Here is a 23,632-nt window from a genome sequence, read left to right as displayed (position 1 = left end):
TTTACGTGCTCGAGTATCGATCTCCTATTCCTCACCAATTCAGATATCCATTTAAGTTGCTTTTATCGCGCTATTTTTATAGTAAAACGTACCACAGTATTCTTTAGTGAATAAAAAAGCGAATAGAGAAAATCTATTCGCTTTCGTGATTTCCTTGAACCAGAGTTAGTCCTCAGGATATTCAAAACGGTAACCTACACCATAAACTGCCTGAATCCACTCATGACGGTTACCCGTTTCAGCAGCCTCGGAAATCTTGCGGCGCAGGTTCTTGATATGACTATCAATCACACGGTCTGCCACATCGAAGCTGTCCGGGTTAATATGATCCAGCAACTGCGCACGTGAATACACCTGACCCACATGTTCCAAAAACAGTTCTAATAAACGGAATTCTGTTGGGGTCAGGTTCAGCGCTTTTTGTTGATACCAGATGCGCTGTTGCGATTTATCCATACGGAACAAATCATTGCTTTCCGGTTCAGCTTTACGATCCAAACGGCGTAGAACTGCCTGCACGCGCGCGACCAGTTCCTTCGGACTAAATGGTTTACAGATATAGTCATCTGCACCCATATTCAGGCCGAGTACACGGTCAATTTCTTCAGTACGTGCCGTCACCATGATAATCGGTAGATCGGACTGCTCACGCACCTTACGGCAGATGGTCAGGCCGTCCATACGTGGCACCATCAGGTCCAAAATCATCAGGCTCGGCTTACGTTGAGTGAAACTGTTATAAGCTTCCTGTCCATCATGAAACATGCTGACTTCAAAACCAGCAGCTTCTAGATAGTCTCGCACCAATTGTGCAAGTTCGACTTCGTCTTCAACCAGCATAATGTGTTTCATGAATAAACTTCCTTATGATTTTATTTGTTTAGGAAAAGTCAGTTTGCAACGTAATCCACCAAGTGGCGAATGATCGAAGCTTAAACTTCCACCTAATGCTTGCGTAATTTTACACGATAATGCCAAACCCAGTCCGGTACCACCAGTGGCACGGGTACGCGAGTCATCTACACGATAGAAACGTTCACCTATTCGGGCCAGCTGTTCATCGGTCAGACCAAACGGACTGTCATCGACATATAAGGTCCATTCTTTGTCATTCTGTTCAGTATGAATATGTACCTGTCCACCCGCTTCAGTATAGCGAATACTGTTGCTCAGCAAATTGGCCACGATCTGTTTAAAGCGGTCCAGATCTAGCTCTACGTCTGCGCCTTCACCTTCCGCAGTCACAGTTAATTGCGCCTGTTCAAACTTTGGATGGAAGTTCATTAATTCCTGCTGTACCACATCCCATGGATTAATCGTACTGACGTACATCTGTAATTGCTGGGCATCAGCCTGTGCCAAGGCTGCCAAATCTAGAGTCAGTTTTTTCAGACTGGTCACCTGTGCCAGCATCGAAGCAAAATGTTCTGGAGTTGGCTTACGGATTCCATCCTGCATCGCTTCAATCTGTGCCTGCAACACGGCTAGTGGTGTTTTCAGCTCATGCGAGGTATCTGCTACCCATTGGCGACGTGAAGTCTCATGTTGATTGAGAATGACAGCTAATTGATTTAACTCATTGGATAAATCACCTAGCTCATCATTGCGGTTGACTTTAACCTGATGCTGATAATTACCTTTGGTTAACTCACGTGTACCTTGCAACAAGCGTTGAATCGGCTTTTTGAAATAAGTCGCTAACAGGAGTGCAGCGATCAGACTGGTCAGGATACTGAGGCCATATACCAGGAACAGGTAACGTTTCTGATTACTAAAGAAATTGATACTTAATGCATCTTCCTGATCCAGTACCGGTTTTAGCCCCAAGTAACCGACAATTTTATCGTCTACCATAATCGGGCGATAAGAAATCTGCTCATCCGAAGGTTCACCTACGACAAAACGGCGTTTGGCGTCATAAAGAGATAAACGTGAGCTCAGACCCAAACGGTCAGGCATCTGGATAAACTGTTTTTTACCCGCTTGCGGCTGTGTTGTTAACTGCGAGCCATTTTTACGATCGGTTCTAAACAGGTTCTGATTAGAACTCAGCGGGAACTTTAAACCTTCAAAAGGCTGAAACTGCGAAGGTAAATTTGCTGCCAATACACGTAGTTCTTCCTCATTTACAGTACGCTGTTCAGCATCTGTGCCCATCAGGCTTGGTGCTACATTGGCTAAGGTGTGGTCCTGAAAATAACGTTGCTGTAAGGCAATGTCATACTGACGACGTAACCACCAGCGTGACAGACGGTCATAATCATCCGGCGCTGCCTCACCTTCGATCTGTAGAATCTGAGCCTGAATTGCATTGCCCCAGTCATTATAAACGCCATAGACTTCGGCCAGGTTTTCAATGACATGATCCAGTTTCTGCATTTCTACATCAGCGACATAGCGAGTGAAATTACGCTGCATGTTGAGATGAAGCACACCGAGACTCACCGTGGTAATCACCAAGGTGGTAAACAGCACTGTTAAAAACAGCCGGAGTGCAATCGGAATGCGGCGAATATTCAAAAGCAGAGTCTCAGTTTTTCCTCTAGATTCATTATTGTAGCGAACACAAGCTGAAAAAACTCTTCATTGTTTCTTCATCTTTATTGTTTATTCTTTGCAACATATAGATCAGGCTCGTAGCTTGGAGACAAATACAATGAAAGCAATGACAAAAATCATCGTTCTGGGTGCAAGTATATTATCAATGGGGGCATTGACCGCGTGTCAATCGACCAAGCATGCACCAAGTGAAGATCATCCGCAAATGATGAAACATCATCAAGATCATAAAGGTCGTCACCTGACTCCAGAACAGCGTGAACAGTTCAAGCAAATGCGTGCACAACGTGCGCAGCTGCATAAGCAAATGCAACAGGCCTGTGATAACAAAGCTATTGGCAGTGCAATTCAGGTGAAGGCCAATGATAAAACTGTAGACGGTACTTGTCAGATCTTTTTCAAAGCAGACCGTAAAGATATAAAAGCTGCGCGTGGCGAGTTCCGTGGTATGAAAGGTGAACATCGCCCAATGCGTGGTGACTTTCGCGGAGCATTAAACCGTGGTGAAGCATTGACTGATGCGCAACGTGCGGAAATGGTAAAACAGTTTGACCAGCGTCTGGCTGAACGTCAGGCACAGCAAAAAGCTGTTGTTCAGGCCTGTCAGGGTAAAAAAGATGGCGCAGCTGTACAGCTCAAAATAGGTGAAAAAACCATTAATGGTCAGTGTCACGTCCGTTTCCAGCCAAATGCTTCAGTTAAAGCACCAGCCGTTAAGGCTTCTTAACTGAACGTTTCAAATTTATTATTAAAAAAGGCACTTCCGGGTGTCTTTTTTTATGCGTGTTGATTGTTAGAACTAAGTCTATCTAAGTGTGCAGGTTTTTGACCATTCGTGTCAGATATTTTTTTATAAAAACGTTTACACTCAATATACTTAAGATTTCAAGGGTAATTATCTTTGACTTTACAGTCACCAAGAAATAGCCTTGAAATGCTTGTGCCAACAAGGAAGATGTTGCACGATTAGACCATGTCAATACGTGTCAATGAAGGCACGTTTCAATTTAATTCAGGATTATAACGCTGGTATAAACCAGTATTGAGGAAACCGATATGCCACAATACAAAGCGCCCTTACGTGATATGCAATTTGTTTTGCATGAGCTTTTAAATGTTGAACAACATTATGCCAGCCTGCCTGCATTCCAAGACAACGTAAGCCGTGAGCTCGTGGACCAGTACCTGGAAGCTGCTGCTGATTTCTGTGAAAATGAATTATCTCCTTTAAACCAGGTGGGTGACCGCGAAGGCTGTACCTGGAACGACGGTGTTGTAACGACTCCAACAGGTTTTAAAGAAGCGTATCAAAAATACATCGAACTTGGCTTCCCTTCTCTTTCTGCGGAAGAGCAATATGGCGGCCAAGGCTTACCGAACTCTTTAGGTATTACTATTTCTGAAATGGTCGGTACTGCGAACTGGGCATGGGGCATGTACCCTGGCCTGTCTCATGGTGCGGTACGTACTTTAGAACACCATGGTTCTCAAGAACAAAAAGATGCTTACCTGCCTAACCTGGTATCAGGTGTCTGGACAGGTACGATGTGTCTGACAGAATCTCATGCAGGTTCTGACCTGGGTATTATCCGTACTAAAGCTGAGCCACAAGCGGACGGCAGCTATGCAATCTCTGGCGAGAAGATCTTTATCTCTGCTGGTGAACATGACATGGCTGAAAACATCATCCATATCGTACTGGCTCGTCTACCGGGTGCACCTAAAGGTACTAAAGGTATTTCACTGTTCATCGTACCGAAGTTCAACCTGAATGCTGACGGTTCTATCGGTGAGCGTAATGGCGTACGTTGTGGTTCGATCGAACACAAAATGGGGATCCATGGTAATGCAACATGTGTCATCAACTTTGATAACGCAAAAGGCTTCCTGATTGGACCTGAAAACCGTGGTCTGAACTGCATGTTCACTTTCATGAACACTGCACGTATCGGTACTGCTGTACAAGGTTTGTCTGCATCTGAGTCTTCTTTCCAAGGCGCGTTAGCTTATGCCAAAGACCGTTTGGCAATGCGTTCTTTAACTGGTCCTAAAGCACCTGAAAAAGAAGCAGACCCGATTATCGTTCACCCGGCAGTACGTAATATGCTGTTAACTCAAAAAGCATTTGCTGAAGGTGGTCGTGCACTGGTTTACCTGTTAGCGCAATATGCAGACGTGGTTGAACATGGTGTAGAAGAAGCAGACCGCAAATTTGCTGACAACATCCTGTCTCTATTGACGCCAATTGCGAAAGCATTCCTGACTGAAACTGGTTCAGAAGCTGCTAAACATGGCGTACAGGTATTTGGTGGTCACGGCTTTATCTCTGAGCACGGCATGGAGCAAATCGTACGTGATACACGTATTGCCTGCCTGTACGAAGGTACGACTGAAATCCAGGCGCTTGACCTGTTAGGCCGTAAAGTTTTGGGTACTCAAGGTGCAATGTTGAAAGACTTCACCAAGATCATCCACAAGTTTGCTGAAGCGAACAAAGACAACGCTGGTCTGAAAGAGTTCGTTGAACCATTGGCTGCACTGAACAAGGAATGGGGCGACCTGACCATGCAGATCGGTATGCGTGCAATGCAAAACCCTGAAGAAGTGGGTGCTGCTGCAGTAGACTACCTGTACTTCTCTGGTTATGTAACGCTTGCTTACCTATGGGCACGTATGGCACTGGTTGCTCAAGAGCAATTGGCTGCAGGTACTACAGACGTAGACTTCTACAACGCGAAGCTGACGACTGCACGTTTCTACTTCAAGAAAATCCTGCCACGTGTTCGTTCACACGTTGACCTGATTGCGACTGGTGTAGAGCCGTTAATGAGCCTGGATGCGGAACATTTCGCATTCTAAGCTGATGCAATTTTAAATGCAGAAACAAGGAAAAGGACGGTTACTTTTAAAGCGTCCTTTTTCTTTATAAAGCGTTACAGAATTAACCTTTAGTCGTCTAACAATAAGATTTTTAATGCATTAGACTGACTCAAAATCAATCGATTCAAACAAGAAACAGGTGACCCACTATGCCAATTTATAACGCGCCACTTGCCGATATGAAATTCATCCTGAACGATGTATTCAATGCCGAACAATTCTGGCAAGCCAATGAAAATTTAGCTCATTTAGACGCTGCAACAGCAGAAGCAATTCTTGAAGAAATGGCTAAATTTGCGCAGAACGTCACCCTTCCATTGAACCGTACCGGTGATGAAGAAGGCGCGAAATATGAAAATGGCGCTGTGACCACACCTGCAGGCTTTAAAGAAGCATTCAAACAATATGCTGAAGGCGGCTGGATTGGCCTTGGTGCTGATGCTGAATGGGGCGGTCAGGAAATGCCAAAAATGCTGACCGTTCTGTCAGATGAAATGCTTTTCGCTACTAACCCGTCTTTCATGCTGTATCCATTGCTGTCTGTCGGTGCGGGTATGGCATTGAACAGCTATGGTTCTCAAGCGCAAAAAGAAACTTACCTGCCAAAAATCTATTCTGGCGAATGGTCAGGCACCATGTGTCTAACCGAACCACATGCGGGTACTGACCTGGGTATCATCAAAACCAAAGCTGAACGCAATGAGGATGGTACTTACAGCATTACCGGTACCAAAATCTTCATTACTGGTGGTGACCACGACCTGGCTGAGAACATTATTCACCTGGTATTGGCAAAAACGCCAGATGCGCCTGCGGGCTCTCGCGGTATTTCCCTGTTCATCGTGCCTAAATTCCTGGTGAATGAAGATGGTTCGATGGGCGAACGTAACCCGGTAGGTCCAGGTTCGATTGAACACAAAATGGGGATCAAAGCATCTGCCACTTGTGTCATGAACTTCGACGGTGCCAAAGGTTACCTGGTAGGTAAAGAAAACGAAGGCCTGGCAGCCATGTTCGTGATGATGAACTACGAACGTCTGTCTATGGGGATCCAGGGCTTAGGCGCTTCTGAATTCGCTTACCAAAATGCGGCGCAATATGCGACAGATCGTCTGCAAGGCCGTAGTGCTTCTGGCGTTCAGTCTCCAAACAAACCAGCTGACAGCATTTTAGTACATGGCGATGTCCGTCGTATGCTTTTAAATGTACGTGCAAACAATGAAGCCTCTCGTGCATTCGCTGTGTACGTTGGTCAACAGCTTGACATCACCAAGTTCTCGACTGATGCAGAAGCAATCAAGAAAGCCAATGATCGTGTTGCACTGTTAACACCGATCGCGAAAGCGTATCTGACTGATACAGCCTTCAATGCAACACTTGATGCACAAATGGTCTTCGGTGGTCATGGTTATATTCGTGAATGGGGTATGGAACAGTGTATCCGTGATTTACGTATTTCACAGATTTACGAAGGGACTAATGGTGTTCAATCACAAGACTTGATTGGCCGTAAGACCATTAAATGTAACGGTGAATTTATTGCTGAATACATTCAGGAAATCCGTGATTTTACCAATGCACTGGATGCTGACCTGAACTTCATTAAAGATGCGACCCTTGATGCGGCTGCAGAAGTTGAAGCAGTAACCCAGCATATTATTGAAGCTGCGAAAGAAAATCCAGAATATGCGAATGGTGCAGCAGTAGATTACCTGCATGCAGTAGGCCTGTTGAGCTTCTCTTATATGTTCGCGCGCATTGCCCATGCTGCGAAAGATAAACAAGGTGAGTTCTATCAGAACAAACTGGGTCTTGCTCGTTATTTCGTACAACGCATTCTGCCTGAACTGGCACTGCGTATTACTAAAGTCAAAGCAGGTTCAGAAGCATTAACACAGTTCTCTGAAGAGTACTTCACAACTCAGTCTTAAGATAGTTAAGTCTTAAGATTTAAGTCATAAAAAAACGCCTGCAATTGCAGGCGTTTTTTTATTATTCTTTTAAACTTTTTCGATCAGAATCGTATCTGGCTGATTGGCCACCTTAGGATTCAGATGCTTGTTCACAATTCGGATTTCCCCTTCAGACTGCAAAGATTCACATAACTCTAATACTTTCTGCATGTCATCACTTTTAATCCCTGTACCCAGAATTAATTTTTTGCCTGTTTCTAATTGACTGATCTTATTTTGGATTTTTTCTAACATCTTTTTTCTCCCTCATTATTCGATGTACAACTTCTACAATATAGCAATTTGGTATGAAAAAAGTACACTTTTTCATCTTTTTACATTTTTATTTTCCATATTTTCATTTTCTTTGCATGAAATTTGCAGAAAATTTCCTGAGATTTATAAATTATTTATTTTTAATCAGGAGGACATAGTGATGAAACCTAATTCCAAAGCCAAGAAAATAGAAGCCCTCCTCGACCGCGGCGGTAATCTTGCCGTAGAAAGTTTTCATTATCTCGCCCTGTTCATTATTGGCTGTATGGTGATCTGGTCTGCCGGTCATACCGTCATCGACATTTTGACAGTCAAAAAATTTGCCAGTATTGATGATATTCTGCTGTTATTTATCTATCTTGAATTAGGCGCGATGGTGGGTATTTATTTTAAAACCAATCATATGCCAGTTCGATTCCTGATTTATATTGCGATTACTGCGCTGACACGTCTCTTGATTTCTGATATTCAACACACGCATAAAGCCAGTATGGATCAAGTGATTATTACGGGTTCTATCCTCATTTTGGCTTTCGCCATTTTAATTGTGCGTTATGCATCCTGGAACTATCCATCAATTATCCGAGACAAACATACTGAAAAACCAGTTCCTCAAGGCAAGACCCCTCGCCCTGAAGATGATGAGTTGGCATAAAATGTTTTCTTCATAACCATATTGAAGAGTACTCTCTCCCTTTGGGAGAGAGTTAAAGAGAGGGACTTAATTTATATGTGTCAATCTCATTTAGAATTTGAGAAACAATTATTTCAAATCATTTCACCCTAATCATCTCCTTACCGGTGAGGGAGCTGTTTTGGTTTTTTTGAGTTATTTAGGCATAACTGAAGTATTTCTTCATTCATTTAGGACGGTTTAACGATTATTCACCAAGACATAACGTCCATTTTCATAAATCCAGTGCATTCCAGTAGGCGGATCAGGTAGACCCAAACGGCGCCAGTCATTGATCAATACATAACGTGAGCTTTCAATATGTGCCACATTCGGATCACCATTTACCCAGCTATAGCTGGTCGAGTTTTGATAAATAGTGGTCGGTGCCTGATAACGAATACTCACCCCGTTTTTAATCGATGGGTGGCCCCACTGATTCGGATAATGATGGGCAGGCGGTCGCGGACGCTGCGGATAATGCTGCTGTGGTGGGCGTGGGTGCTGCGGGCGTTTATAAGTCTCTTTGCTGGTATAGCCGACCCAGTTATTTCCTGCTACAGCTGGGACAGAAGCTCCAAATAATAGTGCAGCTAGACAGGCGCCGGACAAGATGATTTTCATAGGAACTTCCTTTGATAGGTTTGCCTATATTTTATACAGAATTTACGGAGAAAATATGAATTTATGCAGTTATACCACAAGGTTTTACAGCCGATAGTGAAAAGACATTTGTGCTGCGGCTCAGGTGCTGCGTGCATGCTTTGTGCTAAACTTTGATTTTCCGAATTTTGAGTCCAACATCGTGTCCGATTTAAGTTTTGATCGTTTATATGAATATTTCTGTAAAGTCCCAAGTGTTCAGAAAAACCTGATTGATAGCTATGGATCTGATGGCAAGCAGGCATGGTGGTTCAAGTTCCGTATTGATGTAGACCATCCGCTGGCTTGGCAAACTGTACAGGAACTCGGTCATGTTCTGAATTATATTTCTAAGAATGAACGCCTGCCAACGCAGTTTTTACCGGTATCCCCTCCTCCGTATATGAATGGTGAAGCGAAGGATTTCCTGTGCTGGGTGATTCAATGCAATCATACAGATTTCCCGCCGGATGTGGTATGTGACTGGTTAGAAGCACGCCTGCCGAATCCGGTGGATGATGAATCTCAATGGAAAATCAAAACCGATATTGCTGAACTCGACCAGATGTCCGATAAAGATTTGGATAAACTGGTTCCACCAAATCCTGCACCCTAAAGCTTTTGAAATAAAAAAATCCCTCTAAATTTAGAGGGATTTTTTTATAGCAAAGAATTCATTTAACACTTTAGTTACTGAAATTAAAGGAATTAAAATAGTTAAATTAAATATCAGGCAATAAAAAACCCCAAGACTGAATATGCTTAGGGCTCTTTAGAATTTTGGTCCCGAGGGTCGGACTCGAACCGACACGTCATCGCTGACAGTGGATTTTGAGTCCACCGCGTCTACCAATTTCACCACCTCGGGAGTGGATGAAAGGTATATTACCCGGTTTCGATCAGATGTCAACGCAGATTCTCCGCATTTGTTTAATTTTAAAACAAAACTCATTTTTTTGATCTATAAAGCTGCAATTTCCTCCCTAAAAAGGAAAAAAGTTTATACTAAGCCCAGTTTTTATTACCGTAACTTGTCATGCAACTTTCTGATTTTAGCTTTGATCTCCCAGATGAGCTGATTGCTCGCTATCCGCTTGAACAACGTAGTGCTTCTCGCCTTTTACACCTCGATGCTGAAGGTCAATATCATGACCACCAATTTACCGACATTCTGGATTTATTGAATGAAGGTGATTTGCTGATTCTGAACGATACCAAGGTGATGAAAGCCCGCCTGAAAGGTAAACGTGCGTCAGGTGGTGCAGTTGAAGTTCTGGTTGAACGCATGATGGATCAGTTCATCGCGCACTGTCACATTAAAGCCAGCAATACACCGAAAGCCGGTGCTGAACTGTTTATTGGCCCAGATGCCGTTAAAGTGACTGTTCAAGGCCGTCATGAGAATCTGTTTGTTGTGGAATTCTCCCAGCCGATTTTAGATGTCCTGGATCAATACGGCGCCCTGCCTATTCCACCTTATTTCAACCGTGAAGCGGAAGAGATTGATACTTTACGCTATCAGACGGTCTTTAACGACCCGACTAAAATTGCCAGCGTTGCCGCCCCGACCGCCTCCTTGCACTTTGACGAAGATTTATTGAAAAAACTGGAAGAAAAAGGCATTCAAAAAACTTTCGTAACCTTGCATGTTGGCGCAGGTACATTTTTACCCGTGCGCACCAGCGATATTGAAAATCACATCATGCACAGCGAATGGTGCCAAGTGTCTGATGCATCTATGGCGCTGATTAAAGCCACCAAAGAACGTGGCAATAAAGTCATTGCTGTCGGTACAACAGCGACTCGCGCGACTGAAAGTGCGGCACAGGCCAATGGTGGTGAGCTGAAAGGCTGGACTGGTGACACCCAAATCTTCATTTATCCGGGTTATGAGTTTAAAGTGGTAGATCGTCTGATTACCAACTTCCATTTGCCTGAATCTACCCTGCTAATGCTGGTATCAGCGTTGTCAAATCGTGACAATATTCTAAATGCCTATAAGCATGCCGTAGAAAGCAAATACCGCTTCTTCAGCTATGGTGATGCCATGCTGATTGATCAGGCCAAATAATTACAGGACCCGCCTATGCCGATCGATGCAGTGCAACGCTCCATTCATATTCGTCGTAAGAAAAATGAAGTGGTGTTTAAAAATATCGATCGGCTGTGGCACTTATCGAGTGATGCCAAAAGCCATCAGGACATTCTTAATGGCTTGCATCCATGGCAAGGTTCAATTTCTCTAAAATTTGAAAACACCCTGCCGTGGTTCCTGGCACTCTTTGGTTTGATGCAAGTATTCAGCCTTATCATTGCACCGCACAATTTCTGGCTGCAATGCAATTTTGCCTTGGGTTTTGGCATGTTGTTTTGGGCCTATCTGATTTATGAGCAAGAGCACTCCATCAATGATGTGATTGAATATTTAGAAGAACGTGTGCTGACACATAAATATCATCTCCACTTTCAACAACAGCCACAGCATATTTCAATGCCACTTAATCCTCGGCAATTTATTGGCAATTTAAAACGTCTTTTTCCTGTATTTGAACGTGGCTCATTACGCAATGACATCTCACGTTATGCCAGCACCACATGGTTAGATGAAAATGAACAAGAACACCAAGTCTTGTTGTTTGAATACCACTATGTAGATGAAATTAAAACCATCGACAAAAATGGCAATACCGTCAAACTCATTGAACAACATAAAAATTTGTGGGGTGCATTTGTCTTTGATGTCTCTGTGCAAGGGCTTGCCATTAGCACATCAAGACGTCCATTCCCCTCACCTTATCGCCATCCTTGGCATAGCAGTGATATACGCACCAATCAGCGTTTAAAATTTTATGGCACAGATCCCATGCAAATGGCAAAACAGCTTAGCCCGGGTTTTGTGCTCCGATTAAGTCAATTTTTCCAGTACCGTGAAGGCGATCTTATTTTTCATCGCCAACAACGTGTGCTGTGCTATTTAGGGCCACATGACATTTTTAATGCGCCTGAACGCAAGCAAAATATCCAAGATATTTCTGCATTGCGTGGACATCTGAGAACGTTTAAATTAGTAGAACTGGAAAAGCTGCAAACTGACCTGATTCAGTTTTTAAAATAATTATTTTCTCTGGGGACTGCTTTTATGGGATTTGTTGTTTTTGTCATTATCCCGATTCTGGTGATTGTTGCCATCATCATGATCCGCAACAGTATCGTACGTTATCATAATGCCACAATTCGTGCATGGTCTGATGTTGCCAGCTATGAACGGCAGAAACTGAAAATTCTGGATGGCCTGCAACCTTTGGTCGAGCAGTATTCCAGTTTCGAAAAAGGCACGCTGGAGAAAGTGACTGAACTGCGTCAGAACATCATGAACCTGAATATTAAAGATGCCGATATTGGGCAGTTACAGCGCATTGAAAGCCTGAACCGGGAGCTGATGCATAATCTGAATGTGGTGATCGAAAACTATCCTGAATTGAAAGCCAATGAAATTTATCTGAAAATGATGAATGAAATTGAAGAACAGAATGAAAATGTCGGTGCCGCAATCAGTATCTATAATCGTAATGTTGAACTGTTCAATAACCAGATTCAGGTTTTCCCGCATAATATAGTCAATAACATGCTGCTACAAAAGAAAGCTGTGCGTCCCTTCCGCGATCAGGCCGTGACCCAAAGTTTTGACTATCGTCCGAATTTTTAAACCCTGACGTATATTTATGCGATGATAAGAAATATCCAACTGCCTTAGCGATGAATCAGGAGATTCCAGCTAAGGCACTTTGCTTCAAAATAAAAATAAAGAATTAAAACTATGCTGGATCATCTCGATACCTTAAAGGAAGTCCTGATCTAGGAGTTTTATCAACTCTATGATCATTATAGTGACGACGGAATATATGCCTGTAGCCTGGTCTTTGACGAGTTTCTGCGAGTGGATTATCTCGCCATTTCAACCGAACGCAGTATTTTTAATGATCAGGAAGATCGTGCACAGTATCTTTCTGAAACTGAACGCTGGAATGCAGCGAAATGGCGTTGCCGTACCATCCACAGTTCTAATAATGGTATGACGCAGTTTCGTGCACTGCTGGACAGCTATTTCAAGAACCAGCATAGTTTTGGCAATCCTTTGCTGGAACATAGCAAGACCGATCAGGCCAATACACTGGATGTGCTGCTAAAGCTCTTTCAACAGGCACGTGATGCTCTGGAACAGGATTATGGTCTGGACTTAAACCGGATTGTGTTTTTTATCCATATGCCAACACAGCCACAAATAGAATTCCAATCGGCTATTTCTCTAAATCAGGAAAGTTCATTAAGACAACAGTTTCTGTTCAGCAAACAGTCTGCAAATCAACCTGCTGTGTCAAAGTCATTTAAGCTAAACCAGAACGATAAAGATCTGCTGATTGATCTGGCGCAGCTGGTCAAGTTAGAAGCTTATGATTATTTACATGTAGCCCATCAGGCCTATTTACTGACGCTGGAACCGCATTTTATCGATGCTAATCTTTATATCCAGAAACTGATCCAGTATATCGCAGCGATGGCAACTGAAATTGATGGCAGTTGTGCCATGACACAAGCGGAAATTCAGGAGCGCATCCGCCAGTTTGAACGTTAGATCGCAAGCTTATTCTTCATTTTTTATTCATACAGGCAACATAAATAAAACAGCCCAGACTGGATGGAGCGCTGGTGTTTACGGTCAGAATCAAGGAAAATAGCCGGTTTTAGCATTAACAATCAGCGAACTGTTTTTTCGCCTTGATTTGGAACTCCTATGAAGTTTGAAAAATTAGCGCAGTCGGGCCGTGCCCGTCGTGGCCGTTTAACGCTTGAGCATGGCGTGGTTGAAACCCCAATGTTCATGCCGGTGGGGACTTATGGCACGGTAAAAGGCATGTTGCCTCGTGACATTAAAGAAATTAAGTCTCAGGTAATTCTGGGCAATACCTTCCATCTGTACCTGCGTCCAGGTCTGGATGTCATCCGTGAGCATGGTGGTCTGCATCAGTTCATGAAATGGAACAACCCGATCCTGACCGATTCTGGTGGCTTCCAGGTGTTTAGCCTCGGTGCGATGCGTAAAATCAAGGAAGAAGGCGTGACCTTCCGCTCGCCGATTGATGGTTCTAAAGTATTCCTGTCTCCTGAAATCTCGATGGACATTCAGCACACCTTGAACTCTGACATCGTGATGATTTTTGACGAATGTACGCCTTATCCGGCAACGCATGAAGAAGCACAGAAATCGCTACAACTGTCTTTACGTTGGGCAAAACGCTGTAAGACTCAACATCACGACGTACTGAAAAACCGCAATGCCCTGTTCGGGATTATTCAAGGCGGTATGTACGAAGATTTGCGTGATGAATCCTTAAAAGGCCTGCTTGAAATCGGCTTTGATGGTTATGCCATTGGTGGTCTGTCTGTTGGTGAACCGAAAGAAGAAATGATCAAGGTGCTGGATTATCTTCCAGAGAAAATGCCGGAAGATAAACCACGTTACCTGATGGGTGTCGGCAAACCGGAAGACATCGTGGAAGCAGTACGCCGTGGTGTCGATATGTTCGACTGCGTAATGCCAACCCGAAATGCACGTAACGGTCATTATTTTGTGACCGGCGGTTTAGTACGTATCCGTAACGCGAAATACCGTCATGACCAAAGTCCGCTAGATCCAGCCTGCGATTGCTACACTTGCCAAAACTTTAGCCGTGCCTACCTGTTTCACCTTGAAAAATGCGGTGAAATGCTAGGTTCTATGCTGGGTACGATTCATAACTTGCGCTATTACCTGCGTCTGACTGAAGCGATGCGCGAAGCACTGGATCAAGGCACATTTGAGCAATTTGTTGAGGACTTTTATGCCCGCCGTGGCATGCAAGTGCCGCCTTGTCCTGAAGATTAATCTTTCAGTATTTGCGCTAAAGAAAAAGACAAGGTAAATTGCAGAACAAGTCAATTTATTATCATTCAGTTAATTAACCATTTTTAGTTTAGGAAAATGTAAATGAGCTTATTTATTTCGACTGCTCACGCTGCAGGTGAAGCTGCACAACAACCAAGTCTGATGGCGAACCTTTTGATGATTGCGGTATTCGTAGCAATCTTCTATTTTCTGATCTGGCGTCCTCAATCTAAACGTGCCAAAGAGCATCGTGCACTGATTGAAAGTCTGGGGGTTGGCAGCGAAGTGGTATTTGCAGGCGGCTTAATGGGCAGAATCACAAAAATTGAAGGTGACTTTGCTGTGGTTGAACTCAACCGTGGCGTAGAAGTAAAAGTTCAGCGTGCGAGCGTGGTCTCAGTACTTCCTGAAGGCACTTTGAATAACATTTAATCAAAAGAAGTCGTGCTCCCTGCACGACTTTTTAATTTTAAGAAGAAAACAAATGCGTTACCCAGCATGGAAATATGTACTGATCCTGGTTGTCCTGGCGATCAGTACATTATATGCCCTGCCTAGTTTGTATCCAGATGAACCTGCCGTACAGATTTCGGGTGCCAAAGCCGGCACTCAGATCGATGCGGGCATCGTACAAAGAGCAGAGCAATTATTAAAAACTGAAAATATTGCAACTCATGACAACAGCTTCAGCAACAATGCGGCCTTACTCCGCGTTGATTCTAGCGAAGCACAGCTCAAAGCCAAGGAAGCACTGCGTCGTGGCCTGGGCGATGATTATGTTGTAGCATTGAACCTTGCACCAACAACACCAGAATGGCTGCAAAAAATTGGCGCCAAGCCAATGAAGCTAGGTCTGGATTTGCGTGGTGGTGTTCACTTCCTGCTAGAAGTGGATATGGACAAGGCGATTGCGCAGCGTATGGAAACATCGGCAACTGACCTGCGTCGTCAATTACGTGATAACAATCTGAAATTCAACAGCCTGACCCTCAGCAACAACACCATTACCATGCAGTTTGCCAATAATGATGATCGTTCTGCGGTAATGGACTTTTTGCGCCGTAATGACAATGAGTTCACCCAGCAGGCTGTAGCGACGGCTACCGGATCTACCCTGCGCCTGAACTATACCGATGTGCGTAAGCAGGAAATTGAAAGCTATGCAGTCAACCAGAACTTAACCACGCTGCGTAACCGTATTAACGAGCTAGGTGTGGCTGAAGCACTGGTACAAACTCAGGGCAGCAACCGTATTGTGGTTGAACTTCCTGGTGTTCAGGATACTGCTGAGGCAAAACGTGTCCTTGGCCGTACTGCAAACCTCGAGTTCCGTCTGGTCTCAGATCTGAACGATCAATATATCGATCCATATACGGGTCAGGCAACAGGTACCTTGCCCCCTGGTACTGAAGCATTTGCTTATGAATCTCTGGACAGCGGTCGTCAGTTATTGCTGAACCGTACCCGTATTCTGACGGGTGAGCGTGTTCAAAATGCCTCAAGTGGCTTTAGCCAGGATACTGGTGGTGCTGAGGTAAACATTACCCTCGATGCTGCGGGCGGTAAGCTCATGTCGGATGCCACACGTAATGCCGTTGGCAAACGTATGGCTGTACTGTTCATCGAGAACAAGCAGAAGATCAGCTATGTTGAAGATCCTGCAACAGGTCAGCAAACTGAAGTTCGTACGCCATATACCGAATCTGTGGTAATTAACGCGGCAACCATTCAGGCGGTATTGGGCTCTCAGTTCCGTATTACCGGTCTGGATTCTCCACAGGAAGCATCTGAACTTGCCTTGATGTTACGTGCCGGTGCACTGGCTGCGCCAATGTACTTTGTTGAAGAACGTGTGATTGGGCCAAGTCTGGGGCAGGAAAACATCGATAAAGGTGTATTGTCTACCCAAATCGGCTTCCTCCTGGTGGCGATCTGGATGGTCGTGTTCTTCCGTCTGTTTGGTGTGATTGCCAACTTTGCGCTGGTATTTAACCTGGCGATGATCCTGACAGTCATGTCATGGATTGGTGCATCCCTCACCTTGCCAGGTATTGCAGGTATCGTGATTACCATTGGTATGGCGGTCGATGCCAACGTCCTGATCTGCGAGCGGATACGGGAAGAAATGAAGTGGGGGGCCTCGCCGAAACAGGCGATTGTGGCCGGTTATGACCGGGCCTATAACACCATTTTCGACTCGAACTTAACTACCTTCCTGGTGGCATTCATTCTGTTCGCGATTGGTACCGGCCCGATCAAAGGCTTTGCCGTAACTCTGATGATTGGTATTGTCTGCTCGATGTTTACAGCAATTACTGTAACCCGTGCGATTGTACAGATCATCTATGGCAAAAAACGTAACTTGAAAAAGTTGAGCATTTAAGGAGATCACTGATGACTGAGAATACTCAACCTAATTCAAAACAATACGGCCGCCCGGATCACGAACGTGTTATCCCGTTTATGAAAATTGCTTTGCCTGCGGCATTGTTTTCAATTTTATTAACGGTTGCCAGCATCTTCTTTATTGCCACTAAAGGCTTGAACTTGGGTCTGGACTTTACTGGTGGTGTGGCAGCAGAGCTGAACTATACCAATCCGGTTCAGCCAGAATCAGTTACTCAGGCATTGAGTCAAGCTGGTTTTAATGATGCTGTGGTACAAACCTTAGGGTCAGATCGTGACCTGATGGTGCGTATGCCTGTTCAGGAAGATGTTGAAGCAGAAGACTTGACCAAAGCCATTACCACAGCAGTTCAGCTGCCAGGTAATGCAGCTGAAGTACCAAAAGTTGATGTGGTTGGTGGTCAGGTCGGTAATGAGCTGTACGTGCGTTCTGCAGGTGCGGTTGCCCTTGCCCTGCTGCTGATGCTGGTTTATGTCACCATCCGCTTTGAATTCAAGCTGGCGATTGGTGCAGTACTGTCCTTGTTCCACGATATCGTGGTGACACTGGGTATCTTTGCCATGATGCAATGGCCATTCGACCTGACCGTACTGGCAGCGTTGTTGGCGATTATCGGCTTCTCACTCAACGATAACATCGTGGTCTCTGACCGTATTCGTGAAAACTTCCGTAAAATCCGTGGTGCTGAACCATTGGAAATCATCAATATTGCCTTGACTGAAACTTTACGCCGTACCATTCATACCTCTATGACGTTATTGCTGGTAGTCGTAGCCATGATGATCATGGGTGGTGATGGTTTGAAATGGTTCTCGATCGCAATGTTTGTTGGTGTTTTTGTAGGTACCTATTCATCGATCTATATCGGTACAGCCTTTGCTTTATGGCGTGGCCTGAACCGTCAGGATTTCATTGTGCAAGTGAAACCTGAGTTTGAGGAAGAAAACGAAATTCCATAATTTCAGCCTTCTTTTAAAATATGAAAAGCCCATCTACAGATGGGCTTTTTTATCGCCGTTGAATCTGTTCTGGATGCAGAATGGCGATTACTACATCAGCTTGATGAACATCCTGTTTCTGAAAACAAACCTGACGTTTGCCATCCAGACTTTGACATTGTAACTCCTGCTCAGTTTCTCGCTGTAATTCTAAAATTAAACAGAATTTATTGATGAACTGTATGCAAAGCCAATCAGCTGTTTGAGCTGACTGCTGACGGTCACATAGCAACCACCAACCCGATTTTAGTGTAGGTGCATAGGCTTCACCATTAATCTGTATCGCATAGTGATTCGCCTGCAACTGAATAGTAGGCTCTATTTCATAATGAACAGCATTCAGAGGCTTTAAGCAAAACAGTTCCTGCTCCACCGCCTGCATGCTATATAAATGAGGAACCAGAGTATTTTTTATTTGTTCTATCTGAAGCTCTTGCTGATCCAGACTCATGGATTTCAAGCCGAGTTGCTGTTCCAGTTCCCGAGCTACCTTTTCTCCAATCTGGCGCTTGCTATTCAGTAACTGAGCGACATAAGTCGCAGACAGGCCATAATATTCACAGATCTCTTTGCCTGTTTTAAAGCGCTGACTGGCAATCCATTGATCAATGATCCTGCTCAGATTTTCCCGTCTACGTTCAAATAGTTCTGTCGTACTCATCGCAATTGGGTGACTTCATTTTTATTAAGTGCTACTGAGCACCTTACAATAAAAAAGCCCACCAATAAATGGCAGGCTTTTCTAGACAAATTAATCAGTAGATTCAATTACCTTGTACCAAACGACGGGCACTGATAATCCCTGGCTGCTGTTCTAATCGAGCCAGCAGTTTGGACAGCTGGGCCAGACCTTTGACTTCAATCAATAGCTTCATATTGGCAATACCATCAGCTTCTGAAATGGTATTTACCTGACGGATATTGATCTGATCAGAGAAGATCACTTGCGTCAGATCTTTGAGCAGGCCGCGGCGGTCATAAGCTTCCACTACGATCTGGACACTCTGACCACGGGTTGGCTGCATTTCCCAATCAGCTTCTACCGCACGTTCTGGTTCCTGCGAAATCATACGCACATAATCCGGACAAGCCACCTTATGGATGCTTACCCCACGATTAAGCGTGATATAGCCCCCAATCGACTCGCCATGTACAGGCTGACAGCATTGCGCCACATGCAGTTCAACATTGTCTAAGCCATCAATCAGAATACCATGAGCAGACAAAGTATGACTGGCACGTGGATTCAGCGCCGGCTTCAGTACCAGTTCAGGTTCATCCTGATCCAGGTGCATATGGCGATTCACCTGATTGATCAGCGCATGCAGGCTGATATCGCCATTTACGATACCAATCAGAATGTCTTCGCCACTCTTCACATTAAAGTGATTGCAATAGTCGCCCAAGTCGATCGATTTCGGGTGAATTGCCAGACGTGAAAGTTCTTTATTCAGAATTTCACGGCCAACTTCCAGATTCTTGCTACGATCCTGCTGACGGAACCAGTGACGTAACTTGTCACGTGCACGTGCAGTCTTGATATAACCGAGCGAGTTCACCAGCCAGTCACGGTTTGGCTCACGGTCTTTTTTGGTCAGAATCTCGACCTGTTCCCCGGTTTTCAGAGTATAGGTCAGCGGCACGTAGCGCTGGTTCACTCGTGCGGCATAGCACTTGTTACCCACTTCGGTATGGACATGATAGGCAAAATCCAAGACTGTTGAGCCACGCGGCAATTCTTTAATATCTCCATCGCGGCTAAACACATAAATTTTTTCAAAGCCTTCAAAGTCTTGAATCTGTTCAAAATTCTCAACTTCTGCCTCAGAATCTTTATGTGCACTGGCATCATTACGTTCCTGGTAATGCTCCAATACAGCACGTAAGGAATGCAGGCGATGGTTAAAGGAATGGTCTGTGGTTTTTGCTCCTTCCTTATAGTTAAAGTGTGAACATACTCCTAACTCTGCCTCTTCGTGCATGTGATAGGTACGAATCTGCACTTCAAGCGATTTGTTTTCTGCAATCACGGCAGTATGCAGTGAGCGATAACCATTGGCTTTCGGATTGGTAATATAGTCGTCAAACTGGTGCGGAATATGACGCCAGATCTGATGTACGATACCTAAAGTGTGATAACACTCAGGTACTGAATTTACCAAGACACGTACAGCACGGATATCATAGAGCTGATCGAAGCTCAGATCCTTACTCTTCATTTTTCGATAAATCGAATAAATGTGTTTGACCCGACCGGTAATTTCGGCCTCAATGCCATGCTCAGCCAGTTCACCACGCAACTTGTCGATTACAAACTGAATATAATGTTCACGCTCCAAGCGCTTTTCATTTAGTAAAGAAGCAATTTCTTTATAACGTTCTGGCGCCAGATAACGGAAGGCCAGATCTTCCAGCTCCCATTTCAACTGGGCAATACCAAGACGATGGGCCAGTGGCGAGTAAATGGTCAGAATTTCGCGTGCAACACGTTCCTGACGATCTCGAGGTGATTTCGCCAGTTCACGCAATGCATAGGTACGCTCGGCCAACTTGATCAGTACTACACGGACATCTTCGGTGACTGAGATCAGCATTTTATAAATGCCAGTCAAATGCTCGCGCTGGTTATTATTGAAATGGTCTTCCAGACGTTTGTTATTTTCAATCAGCTCGGACAGCTTACCCATCGACAGGGTGCCTTTCACCAGGCCATGTACACTCTCACCGAATTTCTCCAGTACGTCTGCAAGCGGTGTGACACCTTCACGTACCGAACGATACAGCATGGCTGCAGACAAAGTGTCTTCATCGACATGCAAATGGGCAAGGATATCCGCCATCTCAATACCGGTATAGAAAGTATTGGAGCGATGCTGAACCGTGGTTTCTAACTCATTTTCTAAAGTGAGATGGGCGACTTCTTCGAGCTGTTTTAATGGGGCCCCATCTAATATGCCGCGTACACGATCTAACCATTCGGTCATATCCTGCAGGGCTTGATCGGCATGTTCTACAGTCGCCTCCTGTGACAACTCATTCAGTCGCCCAGGCAGCTGTTCACGTACTGTGACCATACCATTCTCCTACTTTTATATACATCATCTCTTTAATCGTTTATTTAATTTTCTTTTTCGAACAAGGCAATCGACTCAACATGGCCCGTATGTGTGAACATATCCATCACACCTGCCCTGCTCAGACGATACCCCTGTTGTACCAGCAATCCGGCATCTCTGGCTAGAGTTGCCGGGTTACATGATACATAAACGATTCTTTTTGCACCAAACTTAGGAATATATTGCATGACTTCTTCCGCGCCGGAACGAGGCGGATCAATTAGTAATGCATCAAAACCCTGATTTGCCCAAGAATGATGCGAAAAATCCTGGGTTAAATCCTGCGAATGGAATGAAAGTTGTGCAATACCATTTATTTTGGCATTTTCCGCACCACGTTGCACCATTTCTTCACTACCCTCAACCCCTACGACGCTTCCACTCGCACCAACGCAGCGCGCCAATGGCAAGGAAAAGTTTCCTAATCCGCAAAACAGATCCAGAACACGCTCTCCTGGTTGTAGTTGTAGCAAATCACATGCCAGACGTATCATCTGCGGGTTTACTGTGGAATTGACCTGGGTAAAATCTAGCGGATCAAAGCCAAAATCAACATCAAAGTCATCCAGACGGTAATGCAGCCGCGCAGGCAATTGCGGTTGATCAATACGCGTCAGTTGGTTTTGACCTGCTGGCTGAATATAAAGCTGCCACCCCTTCTGTAACGCAAATTCGCGTAATTGGTTGACATCCTGTTCAGGTAATTGTGCAGTTTCACGAACTACTAATGCGATTTCCTGATCACCCATGGCCAATTCTATATGACCAACGTCAGCCTTACCATTTAGACTTTGGAGCAATTGTTTAAGACGTGTAACCGAGCCAAACTCCCGATCCAGAATCATGCAGCGATCAATCGAAGTCAGCTTGTTACTTTGGCTTTCACGGAATCCCACCACCAGCTTGTCTTTACCAGGTAAATAACGCACACCAATACGGGCTTTACGACGGTAATCTTCACGCTGTGAACGCAATGGCGCCAGCCATTCATCTGGCTGAATTCCAGCAAAATGTTGCAGATGTGATTTCAACACACTCTGTTTGAGCTCAATCTGTGCATCCGGAGCGATATGCTGCATATTGCAGCCACCACAACTCCCAAAATGTGGACAAGGGGGCTGTATGCGAATTTCTGATGCTTCACTCAACAATTCAAGCGAGTCAGCTTCTTCCAGCTTTTTCACTTCACGGGTGATTCGGGCACGGACTGTTTCACCCGGCAGTGCATAACGAATAAAAACTTTTTTACCGTGCTTGTCCGCTGGATGGTCTGGATGTGAACCATAGTGAGCAATGCCACGCCCCTCGTGCGATAGTGACTCAACCTGGAAGATGTATTCGGGTTGCTGCTTGGGCCGTGGTTGAGCTCGATGTTTCATGAAAACCTAATGTGTGGAGATGGGAAAATCAAATTGAGTAAATTCAGTCCGTCGTGACGTTTCACGCCAGACCGATAAAAAGTCCGCATGCTGCGGTTGCATTTGCAAATACTGGATCGTGCTTTGTACCAGATGTTGATAATCAGGCAATAATAGCTGTCCTTTTAACAACAGCCAGCGAATATAGACCAGCCAGGTATTCAGAACATCCCCTTCACAATAGCTGGTGAGCTTGTCCCATTCCTGATTGCGCACATATTCAGGCACATAATAGCCACCGTCGCCACGCTTGCCTGGATAACCGAGCAAGTGCGCAACGTCATCCAGTTTCTGGAAATGACGGGCATGAAACATGGCCATCACATCCATCAAATCGACATGACGCTGATGGTAGCGGTTCTGATAGTTATTATAGCGCTTTTGCGTATCAATTTCGCCCTGATCAAACAGACTTGGCGCAGACAAGCCATGGTACATGGCCCGGTAAAGAATCACGGGCAGATCAAATTGTGAACCATTCCAACTCACTAGGGTTGGATGACGCTTATCAAAAATCGATAAAAATTTTCGTAAAATTTCAGCTTCTGAATTCTGTTCCCGACTAAAGGAAAACAGTTTCATGCCCTGCTCATCAATCCACAGTCCGGAGATACAGACAATTTCATGTAACGGCAGACGCTGAAAGTCAGAACCGGATTCCTGACGACGCAGTTTGGTCAGGGCCTGATCCAGGCTTTGTTCGGGCAGGTCCAGGCCAAACAGATGTGCGCCTGATTTAAGATCGGTCTGGGTTTCAATATCAAACGTTAAAACAGGCAAGCGCATAA

General features: G+C 44.6%; 20 protein-coding genes, 1 tRNA gene and 1 pseudogene. 13 read left to right on the top strand and 9 right to left on the bottom strand.

Annotation, left to right across the window (positions count from 1 at the left end):
* Positions 1-165: 165 nt before the first annotated feature.
* Complete coding sequence (locus tag FSC11_RS02825; protein WP_004891477.1) at positions 166-852, bottom strand: response regulator; 687 nt, start codon at positions 850-852, stop codon at positions 166-168.
* Between the two features lie 12 nt (positions 853-864).
* A complete protein-coding gene (gene baeS, locus FSC11_RS02820; protein WP_004891474.1) occupies positions 865-2,520 on the bottom strand; it encodes a sensor histidine kinase efflux regulator BaeS in 1,656 nt (551 codons plus the stop codon).
* A gap of 136 nt (positions 2,521-2,656) precedes the next feature.
* On the opposite strand from baeS, the gene FSC11_RS02815 reads away from it, so the two are divergent.
* The 3 genes from FSC11_RS02815 to FSC11_RS02805 all read left to right on the top strand — a co-directional run bounded on the left by FSC11_RS02815 (position 2,657) and on the right by FSC11_RS02805 (position 7,370).
* Positions 2,657-3,286 (top strand): hypothetical protein, encoded by a 630-nt coding sequence (locus FSC11_RS02815; protein ID WP_163165031.1) that lies wholly within the window; start codon positions 2,657-2,659, stop codon positions 3,284-3,286.
* A gap of 329 nt (positions 3,287-3,615) precedes the next feature.
* Complete coding sequence (locus FSC11_RS02810; protein ID WP_004816089.1) at positions 3,616-5,418, top strand: acyl-CoA dehydrogenase C-terminal domain-containing protein; 1,803 nt, start codon at positions 3,616-3,618, stop codon at positions 5,416-5,418.
* Positions 5,419-5,588: 170 nt separating this feature from the next.
* Entirely contained in the window at positions 5,589-7,370 is a 1,782-nt protein-coding gene (locus tag FSC11_RS02805; protein ID WP_163165029.1) for an acyl-CoA dehydrogenase C-terminal domain-containing protein, read from the top strand.
* 69 nt (positions 7,371-7,439) lie between these two features.
* Here FSC11_RS02805 and FSC11_RS02800 read toward each other — a convergent pair whose 3' ends face one another.
* Positions 7,440-7,646, bottom strand: a complete 207-nt coding sequence (locus FSC11_RS02800) for a hypothetical protein (protein WP_004816085.1) — start codon at positions 7,644-7,646, stop codon at positions 7,440-7,442.
* Positions 7,647-7,827: 181 nt separating this feature from the next.
* Between FSC11_RS02800 and FSC11_RS02795 the strand changes: the two genes are divergently transcribed.
* Positions 7,828-8,322: a phosphate-starvation-inducible protein PsiE gene (locus FSC11_RS02795; protein WP_004891463.1), complete on the top strand. Its 495-nt coding sequence runs from the start codon at positions 7,828-7,830 to the stop codon at positions 8,320-8,322.
* Positions 8,323-8,541: 219 nt separating this feature from the next.
* Here the strand turns inward: FSC11_RS02795 and FSC11_RS02790 are convergent, their stop codons facing one another.
* Positions 8,542-8,964 (bottom strand): RcnB family protein, encoded by a 423-nt coding sequence (locus FSC11_RS02790; RefSeq protein ID WP_163165027.1) that lies wholly within the window; start codon positions 8,962-8,964, stop codon positions 8,542-8,544.
* 181 nt (positions 8,965-9,145) lie between these two features.
* On the opposite strand from FSC11_RS02790, the gene FSC11_RS02785 reads away from it, so the two are divergent.
* On the top strand, positions 9,146-9,598 hold the full coding sequence (locus FSC11_RS02785) for a hypothetical protein (RefSeq protein ID WP_163165025.1): 453 nt from the start codon (positions 9,146-9,148) through the stop codon (positions 9,596-9,598).
* Between the two features lie 165 nt (positions 9,599-9,763).
* On the opposite strand, the gene FSC11_RS02780 is transcribed toward FSC11_RS02785, so the two are convergent.
* Positions 9,764-9,850 (bottom strand) — tRNA-Leu (locus FSC11_RS02780).
* 168 nt (positions 9,851-10,018) lie between these two features.
* On the opposite strand from FSC11_RS02780, the gene queA reads away from it, so the two are divergent.
* The 8 genes and pseudogenes from queA (at position 10,019) to secF (ending at position 18,271) form a co-directional block, all read left to right on the top strand.
* The gene (queA, locus tag FSC11_RS02775; protein WP_163165023.1) at positions 10,019-11,053 is read left to right on the top strand and encodes a tRNA preQ1(34) S-adenosylmethionine ribosyltransferase-isomerase QueA; all 1,035 of its coding nucleotides are present in this window, start codon (positions 10,019-10,021) and stop codon (positions 11,051-11,053) included.
* Positions 11,054-11,068: 15 nt separating this feature from the next.
* The gene (locus FSC11_RS02770; RefSeq protein WP_163165021.1) at positions 11,069-12,097 is read left to right on the top strand and encodes a hypothetical protein; all 1,029 of its coding nucleotides are present in this window, start codon (positions 11,069-11,071) and stop codon (positions 12,095-12,097) included.
* A gap of 24 nt (positions 12,098-12,121) precedes the next feature.
* Positions 12,122-12,688, top strand: coding sequence for a LemA family protein (locus FSC11_RS02765; protein ID WP_163165019.1), 567 nt, complete (start codon positions 12,122-12,124; stop codon positions 12,686-12,688).
* Between the two features lie 111 nt (positions 12,689-12,799).
* A pseudogene (locus FSC11_RS02760) lies at positions 12,800-13,615 on the top strand (hypothetical protein).
* Positions 13,616-13,774: 159 nt separating this feature from the next.
* Positions 13,775-14,905 carry a tRNA guanosine(34) transglycosylase Tgt gene (gene tgt / locus FSC11_RS02755; RefSeq protein WP_004816067.1) on the top strand — a complete coding sequence of 377 codons (1,131 nt, stop codon included), beginning with the start codon at positions 13,775-13,777 and terminating at the stop codon, positions 14,903-14,905.
* 102 nt (positions 14,906-15,007) lie between these two features.
* Complete coding sequence (gene yajC, locus FSC11_RS02750; RefSeq protein ID WP_004816064.1) at positions 15,008-15,337, top strand: preprotein translocase subunit YajC; 330 nt, start codon at positions 15,008-15,010, stop codon at positions 15,335-15,337.
* 52 nt (positions 15,338-15,389) lie between these two features.
* Complete coding sequence (gene secD / locus FSC11_RS02745; RefSeq protein WP_163165017.1) at positions 15,390-17,288, top strand: protein translocase subunit SecD; 1,899 nt, start codon at positions 15,390-15,392, stop codon at positions 17,286-17,288.
* A gap of 8 nt (positions 17,289-17,296) precedes the next feature.
* On the top strand, positions 17,297-18,271 hold the full coding sequence (secF, locus tag FSC11_RS02740) for a protein translocase subunit SecF (RefSeq protein ID WP_171056659.1): 975 nt from the start codon (positions 17,297-17,299) through the stop codon (positions 18,269-18,271).
* 49 nt (positions 18,272-18,320) lie between these two features.
* Here the strand turns inward: secF and FSC11_RS02735 are convergent, their stop codons facing one another.
* The 4 genes from FSC11_RS02735 to FSC11_RS02720 all read right to left on the bottom strand — a co-directional run bounded on the left by FSC11_RS02735 (position 18,321) and on the right by FSC11_RS02720 (position 23,630).
* A complete protein-coding gene (locus FSC11_RS02735) occupies positions 18,321-18,971 on the bottom strand; it encodes a S24/S26 family peptidase (protein ID WP_163165015.1) in 651 nt (216 codons plus the stop codon).
* 103 nt (positions 18,972-19,074) lie between these two features.
* Positions 19,075-21,384 carry a RelA/SpoT family protein gene (locus FSC11_RS02730; protein WP_005223232.1) on the bottom strand — a complete coding sequence of 770 codons (2,310 nt, stop codon included), beginning with the start codon at positions 21,382-21,384 and terminating at the stop codon, positions 19,075-19,077.
* A gap of 44 nt (positions 21,385-21,428) precedes the next feature.
* Positions 21,429-22,805, bottom strand: coding sequence for a 23S rRNA (uracil(1939)-C(5))-methyltransferase RlmD (gene rlmD / locus FSC11_RS02725; protein WP_163165013.1), 1,377 nt, complete (start codon positions 22,803-22,805; stop codon positions 21,429-21,431).
* A gap of 6 nt (positions 22,806-22,811) precedes the next feature.
* A complete protein-coding gene (locus tag FSC11_RS02720) occupies positions 22,812-23,630 on the bottom strand; it encodes a 3'-5' exonuclease (protein ID WP_163165011.1) in 819 nt (272 codons plus the stop codon).
* Positions 23,631-23,632 lie beyond the last annotated feature (2 nt).

It is taken from the genome of Acinetobacter schindleri (genome assembly GCF_010918895.1).
Classification (GTDB): domain Bacteria; phylum Pseudomonadota; class Gammaproteobacteria; order Pseudomonadales; family Moraxellaceae; genus Acinetobacter; species Acinetobacter schindleri.
This window is presented reverse-complemented; position numbering and strand designations above follow the sequence as displayed.